Below are 7,632 nucleotides of genomic sequence, written 5' to 3'. Positions count from 1 at the left end.
CTCAATTGGCAGAGCAGCCGGCTGTTAACCGGCAGGTTACTGGTTCGAGTCCAGTCCGGGGAGCTCGGTCCTCCGTAGCTCAATTGGCAGAGCAGCCGGCTGTTAACCGGCAGGTTACTGGTTCGAGTCCAGTCGGGGGAGCAGGCTGAACGAGGACCCCTCTCCGGGGTCCTTTTTCATGTCCGATCCGCTGTCCCGGGAACCGCGCGGCACCCGGCGCAGTCCTCAAGGTCACATAGGCCGCGCGAAGCCGCCCAGCCGAAGCAGGAGATCGTATGAGCGGCTATGCTGCGGCAGACGGCGCGCACACATGTGCGCGACACGCCGTTATGGGGCGGTAGCTCAGCCGGTTAGAGCAGCGGACTCATAATCCGTCGGCCGTGGGTTCGAGTCCCACCCGCCCCACCTGTGCAGGCCTCTGACCTGCGGAAACGTTCCTCGTGAGGTGTCGGAGCGTCAACTCTCGCTCAACGGACTGAATCCGCTGCTCGCGAGTTCGAAGGCCAGGAGATCTGCGGTAGCCAACAGTCCTGTGACCTGCGCGTATGCGCCGTTTCCACTGCCAGTGCGGGTCGTGCCAGGTGCCCCATTCTGCGGCAAGGCAGCGATGTGGGGACACGGGGATCATGAAAGTGTGTGCGATGGGTCTCGTCGGCGAGGTTCGCCTCCGGGCGCGGCATGGTTGGCGGGCTCCATTGGGTGTAGCTCCTCTATAGAGACCGGACCGGGATCGTGTACGCGTTACTCGGATCGGCGGCGGATTGCTGAGAGGAGGCGCCGCATGCCAACCACGTGCCCGCCCGTCCCGATGGCGAGCCGTCGGTAGATGCCGCCGGCCAGGCCGGGAAAACGGCAAGGGGCCGTGGCCCAGACGCTGTGCAGTCCGCGGATCCCACCAGTCTCGCGTAGTCGGCCATGCCGGGACACGAGAAGGATCGGTCCAGTGCCTCGCCCAGACTGCGTCAGACGTCGTCGACCCGCGCCGCAATGACCGTCGCGTGCTCATCGAAGTACGGCAACGAAGCGATCACCCGGCCGCGGCGTGCACGCTTTTGGGTGTCGAGCACGACCAGGCTCGGGTCCGCCTTCCGCCGCGCCTGCTCCCGTACCGGCCCTGATGGCCGCTGATCGAGGGGTGTGCGGCCTTCCATGCGGTGATCACCGACTTGATCAGCGCCCACTGTCCGTCGGACAGGTCGGTCTTGTAGGGCTTGCGCTCACTCAGGGCTGTCCAGCCCAGCACGCCCGAGCCCGCCGACCGGCTGAGATGCCGCAGTCCCACACGTTCAGGAGACGACAAATCACCTACCGGACCTCATACCGCCCTCTTAGGTATCCGTAAGAACGCGGTCCCCAGCGACGCTCTAATCCTGGCCTCAGGTTGATCGGGGACAATGAGCCGCAAAAAAACCGACTGGAAGGGGGCGGGTCGGCGTGCGGATCATGATCGCGGATGATGAAGCGGCCATCCGTGAGTCGCTGGAGCGGGTGCTCCAGGTCGAGGGTTACGACACCAGCACCGTCGCCAACGGTCTCGCCGTGCTCGACGGGGTCGGTGGGGCCGACGGCGACACGCTGGATCTGCTGATCCTCGACGTGATGATGCCCCGCCTCGGCGGGTTGGAGACCTGCCGGCGGTTGCGGGCCGCGGGTCGGGATCTGCCGGTGCTGATGCTGACCGCCCGTGACCAGGTCTCCGACCGGGTCACGGGGCTGGACGCGGGCGCCGACGACTACCTGCCCAAGCCGTTCGCCACCGAGGAGTTACTGGCCCGGGTGCGGGCCCTGCTACGCCGGCGCACGCCGACCGACGGGGAGTCGCAGATCCTGTCGTTCGCCGACGTCCGGCTCGATCCCGACAGGTTCCAGGCGTGGCGGGGCGGGCGGCCGCTGCGCCTGACCCGGACCGAGTTCTCCCTCCTGCAGGTCCTCATGAGCAACGCGACCCGGGTCCTGACCCGCGACGCGCTGTTCGAGGCGATCTGGGGCTTCGACATGAGCGCCACCGCCAACAACCTCCAGGTATACGTGAGCTACCTGCGCCGCAAGATGGAGGCCGAGGGTGAGCCGCGATTGATCTACACGCTGCGCGGCCTGGGATACACGTTGCGGGAGACTCCTCCGTGAGCGGGCCCGCCGGCCGGGAACCGCGCCGGCTGACCCGATGGTGGCGCCGGCGGTCCCTGCGGACCAGGCTGACGGTGATCGCGGCGACGGCTATCGCGGTCAGCGTGTTCGTGGCCTTCCAGGTGGCCAGCGAACTACTGGACTGGGAGCTGCAGGACACCGCCGAGAATCAGCTACGCGCCGACTCCCGCGTCCTGGCGACGAACGCGCAGCGCGCCGGTCTGGCGCAGGTCCAGCTACCGCCGTATCCCGGAACCGGTCGGCTGGTGCGGGTCATCCTGCCCGACGGCTCGACCCGGACGCCGGCCGGCCAACCCTCGCTGCCCCCCGTCAGCGAGCACGCCGGGCGCGTGGCGCAGGGCGCGTCGGCCGACCTGATGGAATCCAACGACAGCGACGACGACGGCTACCTCATCTACACGCTGCGGGCAGGCGACGGCGCGGTCCAGGTGGCCCAGGTCGCCGACGACAGCCCGATCAACCAGTTCGGGTTCGGCATGCTGCTGATCGGGCTGCTCTGCGTGATCGGCGGCGCCCTTGTCGGGCGGACCGTGGCGCGGACCGGGCTGGCACCGATCGACCGGCTGACCGCCGCCGCGGTACGTGTCGCGCACACCCGGGATCTCGACGCCGACATCCCGGATGAGGGCGGTGGGGAGATCCGGCGGCTGATCCAGTCGATCAACGACATGCTCGCCGCGCTCCGGGACTCCCGGCGGGCCCAGCGACTGCTCGCCGAGGACGCCGCCCACGAGCTCAAGACCCCGCTCACCAGCCTGCGCCTCAACGCCGAGCTGCTGATCCGGCTCGATCGGAGCGGCACCCTGGACAGCGCCCTGCCGGCGGAGAGCCGGACCCGGCTGCTCAACGATCTCGGCGCCCAGGTGGCCGAGTTGAGCACCCTTGTCGCCGAGCTGACCGACCTGGCGCGCGGTGACGTCAGCGACGAGAGCACCGAGGTGCTCGATCTCGCCGACGTGGTGGTGGCCGCCGCGACCCGGGCGCGTTCCCGCGTGCCCGACATCGAGGTCGCGCTCGACGTGACCTCCGTGTGGGTGAGCGGGCGTCCCGCTGCGCTCCAGCGGGCGGTGCTCAACCTCATCGACAACGCCGGCAAGTGGTCCCCCGAGGACCAGCCGGTCCAGGTCCGGCTCCGTGCCGAGGGCACGTCGGCGGTGCTCGAGGTCGACGACGCGGGGCCGGGCATCGACGCCGCCGACGTACCGCGGGTGTTCGACCGGTTCTACCGTGCCGACAGCGCCCGGGCGTTGCCGGGATCCGGTCTGGGGCTGTCGATCGTGCAGCGGGTCGTCGACGCCCACGGCGGCCGGGCCACCGTCGCCCGCTCCGCACGCGGTGGCGCGCTGCTTCGGGTCGACCTTCCGGCGGCGGCCCCGCCCGCCCCGATCGCGCGGCTCACCGCCGGGGAGGACACCGCGGCGTGCTGACCCGCCCTGCGGCGCAGGACAAGGGACGGCGGCCCTCGGGCATGGCCCCGCGCGGCTCACCGTCGGGGCAGGACACCGCGATGCGCCGACCCCAGCCCTGGCGTGTGGCGCAGGACCAGAGGGCGGCGACCGTCGGGCCCATAAAAAGGCCGGGACGGGCCTGGTGCCCGTCCCGGATCTCTTCCGTGCCGCCGCGCTCACCGTTGCAGCGCGGGCTCCTCGTCGTCGGCGAGCGGCTGTTGACCGTCCGGCAGCTCCGCCGCCGGCCGGGACAGCCGGCTCGGCCACCACATCCGCCGGCCGATCAGCAAGGTGAGGGCGGGCACCAGGATCGACCGCACCAGCAGGGCGTCGAGCAGCACGCCGAAGGCCACCAGGAACCCGACCTCGATCAGCATCACCAGCGGAAGTGTGGCGAGGACCGCGAACGTGGCCGCCAGGACCAGGCCTGCCGAGGTGATGACGCCGCCGGTAGCCGAGAGGGCTTTGAGCATGCCCTCTCTGGTGCCGAGACGCACGGTCTCCTCCCGGGCCCGGCTGGCCAGGAAGATGTTGTAGTCGACGCCGAGCGCCACCAGGAACAGGAATGCCAGCAGCGGCACCGAATAGTCGACACCCTCGAACCCGAGGATCGTGTCGAAGACGAACACGCTGCCGCCGAAGGCTGCGGCGAATGAGACGATCACAGTGGCCATCAGGACCAGCGGGGCCAGGATCGCGCGCAGCAGCAGCCCGAGGACGATCAGGACGACGGCGAGCACCAGCGGGACCACCAGCTTCTCGTCGCGGCTGGTGGTCACCTCGGTGTCGAGGTTCTCCGCACTCGGCCCGCCGACGATCGCCTCCGCCCCGCTCACCGCGTGCACGGCGGTGCGCACCCGCTTGATCGTGTCGTACTCCGCGACGGTGTCCGGCGCGTCCTTCGGAAACACGGAGATGTTGGCCCAGCCACCGCTGGTCTGCTCCGGGACGGCCAGGGCCACACCGCGAGTGTCCTTGACGATGTCGAGCACCCGCTCCTGGTGCGCCGGCCGCGTGAAGATCGTCATCGGCTGGCCGCCGAGCTCCGGGAAGTGCTGGCGAAGAACGGTGAAGCCGGTGACCGACTCCGGCGCCGACAGGAACTGGTCCTGCTCCCGCAGGGCGCCGGTGTTGCCCGCCAGCCCGATGGCGAGCACGCCGAGGACTCCGAGCGAGCCGAGCGTCGCCACCCACCGGCGGCGGCTGATGGCGGTGCCGAGCCGTCCCCACAGCCCCGGCTTCTCCTCCACGGCCGTGCTGAACCGCGGGATGGCCGGCCAGAAGATCCGCCTGCCGAGCACCACGAGCACCGCCGGGAACAGCGTCAGCATGGCCACCAGCGCGCAGAGGATGCCGGCCGCACCGATCGGGCCCAACCCGCTGGTGCTGTTCAGGTCCGCGACGAGCAGGCAGAGCAGGCCGGCGACCACGGTGGCCGCGGACGCGACGATGGCCGGCGCCGCGCCGCGTAGCGCGTGGACCATCGCGACCCGGACGTTCTCATGGTGGTGCAGTGCCTCACGGTATCGAGCGATGAGCAACAGCGCGTAGTCCGTGCCGACGCCGAATACCAGGATCGTCAACAGCGCGGAGTTCTGGTCGTTGACCACGATGCCGAAGCCCTTGACGAGCAGGTAGACGGTCCCCATCGCGGTCAGTGCGGCCGCGCCGACGGCCACCAGCGGGATGATCCACAACACCGGGCTGCGGTAGGTGAGGATGAGCAGGAGCGTGACGACGACGATGGTGGTGAGGAGGACCTGCACGTCGATGCCGTCGAAGACGGCGTCCATGTCGCCGTCGATCGCGCCCGGGCCGGTGACGTCGAGTTGCAGGCCGGAGGGGCGGTCCTTCGCGGCGTCACGCAACGGGCCGACGATGTCCTCCGGTGCGCCGTAGGCCGTGCTCACCTCGAGGGTGAACATCATCGCCTTGCGGTCGGTGGAGGGGCTCGTCGGTGAGCCCTCGTCGTCCTCGCCGGCCGCCGCCGTCGCCTTCGGCGGGTACCGCTTGGCAAGGGTGTTGTAGTGGCGCTCGACCGTCGCGCGGTCGGCGTCGGTCATGCCGCCGGCGCGGTGGTACACGAAGACGAACGTGTTGCTGTCACCACCGGGGAGGCGGTCGTCCAGCACCGCCACCTTGGTGGACTCGGCACTGGCCGGCAGGGTGTCTACGGCGCTGTCAGTGGTGACCGAGCTCAACTTTCCGCTCAGCGGCACCATGCCCGCCGCCAGCACCAGCCACAAGCCAATCACTAACCACGGCACCCACCGGCCTGCCAACCGACCGGCCGGCGCTTCCCCGGACGGCGCTGCGTTGACTGCCATCACTGGCCTCCTACATACGGTTGCATCGCTTATCTGGATGCCTACTTCCTACGGAGCGAACCTGAGACGACTGTTAATGCGGTGCTCAGGCGGGTTGGCCGAACCATGTGCTCAGAGCACGCACCAGCGTGGTGGCGTCGAGGTCCCGCCCGGTGGGCAAGGCCCAGGCGACACAGCCGTCGGGCCGGATGAGCAACGTGTCGACGTCCACCCGGTCCGTGCGGACGGTGACGGTGTTGACCCGTCCGGTCCACGCGGCCGCGGCGTCGCGGACCTCCGCGCGGTCGGTCGAGCAGGAGCCCACGACCCTCACGCAGCAGGTCCGCCGACCGGGTCACCGCGGTGACCCACCGCGACGGTGCGCGGGTCTTCGCCGGTTCGCACTCAACCGGGTCCAACACCCTCGGCTTCGCCGACGTGTTCGTGGGCACCCTGCGCGACGCACGACGACGATGCGGCGATGGCGCTCTTCGCCGTGGCCAACTTCACCGTGGGCCGCACCTTGGAGGTACAGGCCGCCCTCCAGCGGGGAAGCGGGGTACCGGCGGACCAGGGAGTCCTACGCGACGCCGTGACGGCGGGCACGTACTCCCACCTCAGCGCCACACTGCCTACGCTCACCAGCACGGACTTCACCCGCCCCTTCGAGTTCGGGCTCGGCCTGCTCATCGAGGGCCTGAGGGCGGGCTCGCCGGGGGCAGCAGGTGAAGCGGTGCTTCCTGCACCGATGCCCCCACACCCGGACCTCGCCTCCAGGCCAACCAGGCACGCGACCATGCCCTCGTATTCACCGGGGAAGACGATCTGCCGAATGAGAGTCCGCTGCGGACCGCGTCGTGACCAGGTCGTGGCGTGCTGCCGAGCAGGCCGTTTTGTCCTCCTGACCCTGCGCTTTCGTCTTGAGGAGGCCCGTTGGGGACGCGTTGGGGACGCAAGGATAGGAACGGACCGACAAAGGCAAGGGTGAGCTGACACAGTTCACCGCGGCTGACCTGCAAAAACGCCGTGGATCAGCGTAGAAACGCAAGGGCCGCCAAGATTCTCAAAGGACTCATAATCCGTCGGCCGTGGGTTCGAGTCCCACCCGCCCCACCAGTAACGTTCCCCGACCTGCGGAAACGTATCGTCAGTGGCCCTGAGCACCGGCTCGGGTTCAACGGGGGAGAATCCGCTGCTCACGAGTACTGCTCGCGGGGTCGCGACAGGTGTGCCGGTGCGCCTGTCAGTCGCCTGGCCTGCAGTAATGCAGGGCGAGCCCATCTGTCGGATGTTGCACAGCGGAGCCGGTGGCAAGGTCCAGTGGATGCGCAGTGGGCATGAGGAACTGGGGAGGGGCGGGGCTGGAGGTGCAGGGGTGCCTGCCCGATGGCAGAACTGATGCTTGCGCTCGGTTTTCTGAGCTCTTTTCAACCTGCTGACGGGCCGGGCTGGTTGGCGCCCCATTGCGTGCAGCCGTCGGGGATCGCTCTGTTCAACGTGCACCTGCGGCATCTCGCCCGCCGACTTGCGCGCACCGGCTGCAGATCGGCTCCCGTCGGCGGCGCCTCACGCCGAGGCGCCAGGCTCTGTGGGGCCTGACCCATCTGTGCTGTGGCGGCCTGCACGCCTGGCCGCCGGATTCGGCTCGGTCGCCTGCTGTGGCGGTAGGCCTCGCCCACCTTGCCCGGTACCACCCACGGCCTGGCTGCCGGCCGGGAGTACGGCATCGT

General features: G+C 69.5%; 6 protein-coding genes, 3 tRNA genes and 1 pseudogene. 6 read left to right on the top strand and 4 right to left on the bottom strand.

The annotated features are described in order from the left end of the window. The 3 genes from ACFU3E_RS21455 (at position 1) to ACFU3E_RS21445 (ending at position 405) form a co-directional block, all read left to right on the top strand. Positions 1-60: transfer RNA gene (locus ACFU3E_RS21455), tRNA-Asn, on the top strand. Between the two features lie 8 nt (positions 61-68). Further along, positions 69-141 (top strand) — tRNA-Asn (locus ACFU3E_RS21450). A 190-nt stretch (positions 142-331) separates the two neighbouring features. Further along, a tRNA-Ile gene (locus ACFU3E_RS21445) sits at positions 332-405 on the top strand. 557 nt (positions 406-962) lie between these two features. Here the strand turns inward: ACFU3E_RS21445 and ACFU3E_RS21440 are convergent. Beyond that, the gene (locus tag ACFU3E_RS21440; RefSeq protein WP_384160464.1) at positions 963-1,151 is read right to left on the bottom strand and encodes a hypothetical protein; all 189 of its coding nucleotides are present in this window, start codon (positions 1,149-1,151) and stop codon (positions 963-965) included. Further along, positions 1,097-1,225, bottom strand: a pseudogene (locus ACFU3E_RS21435) (IS5/IS1182 family transposase); the annotation flags it as partial. The gene ACFU3E_RS21440 and the pseudogene ACFU3E_RS21435, both read right to left, overlap by 55 nt. 209 nt (positions 1,226-1,434) lie before the next feature. Between ACFU3E_RS21435 and ACFU3E_RS21430 the strand changes: the two are divergent. Together ACFU3E_RS21430 and ACFU3E_RS21425 are read left to right on the top strand one after the other, a co-directional pair. Further along, complete coding sequence (locus tag ACFU3E_RS21430; protein ID WP_062926706.1) at positions 1,435-2,127, top strand: response regulator transcription factor; 693 nt, start codon at positions 1,435-1,437, stop codon at positions 2,125-2,127. After that, positions 2,124-3,575 carry an ATP-binding protein gene (locus ACFU3E_RS21425; RefSeq protein WP_384160373.1) on the top strand — a complete coding sequence of 484 codons (1,452 nt, stop codon included), beginning with the start codon at positions 2,124-2,126 and terminating at the stop codon, positions 3,573-3,575. Before ACFU3E_RS21430 ends, ACFU3E_RS21425 begins: the two co-directional genes overlap by 4 nt. A 197-nt stretch (positions 3,576-3,772) precedes the next feature. Here the strand turns inward: ACFU3E_RS21425 and ACFU3E_RS21420 are convergent, their stop codons facing one another. Together ACFU3E_RS21420 and ACFU3E_RS21415 are read right to left on the bottom strand one after the other, a co-directional pair. Beyond that, entirely contained in the window at positions 3,773-5,923 is a 2,151-nt protein-coding gene (locus ACFU3E_RS21420) for an MMPL family transporter (protein ID WP_384160369.1), read from the bottom strand. Positions 5,924-6,008: 85 nt separating this feature from the next. Continuing rightward, a complete protein-coding gene (locus ACFU3E_RS21415; protein ID WP_384160367.1) occupies positions 6,009-6,236 on the bottom strand; it encodes a hypothetical protein in 228 nt (75 codons plus the stop codon). A 147-nt stretch (positions 6,237-6,383) separates the two neighbouring features. Here ACFU3E_RS21415 and ACFU3E_RS21410 point away from each other — a divergent pair, with 147 nt between their 5' ends. Beyond that, complete coding sequence (locus ACFU3E_RS21410; RefSeq protein WP_384160364.1) at positions 6,384-6,890, top strand: TetR/AcrR family transcriptional regulator C-terminal domain-containing protein; 507 nt, start codon at positions 6,384-6,386, stop codon at positions 6,888-6,890. Positions 6,891-7,632: the final 742 nt, after the last annotated feature.

It is taken from the genome of Streptomyces sp. NPDC057424 (assembly GCF_042803315.1).
Taxonomy (GTDB): domain Bacteria; phylum Actinomycetota; class Actinomycetes; order Streptomycetales; family Streptomycetaceae; genus Streptomyces.
Note: the sequence above shows the minus strand (reverse complement) of the source record. Positions and strands in the feature narration are given on the sequence as shown.

Excerpts from the sequence above, each read along its gene's own strand:
- ACFU3E_RS21410 (WP_384160364.1), top strand. The coding sequence starts at position 6,384 with ATGGCGCTCTTCGCCGTGGCCAACTTCACCGTGGGCCGCACCTTGGAG.
- ACFU3E_RS21440 (WP_384160464.1), bottom strand. The coding sequence starts at position 1,151 with ATGGAAGGCCGCACACCCCTCGATCAGCGGCCATCAGGGCCGGTACGG.
- ACFU3E_RS21420 (WP_384160369.1), bottom strand. The coding sequence starts at position 5,923 with ATGGCAGTCAACGCAGCGCCGTCCGGGGAAGCGCCGGCCGGTCGGTTG.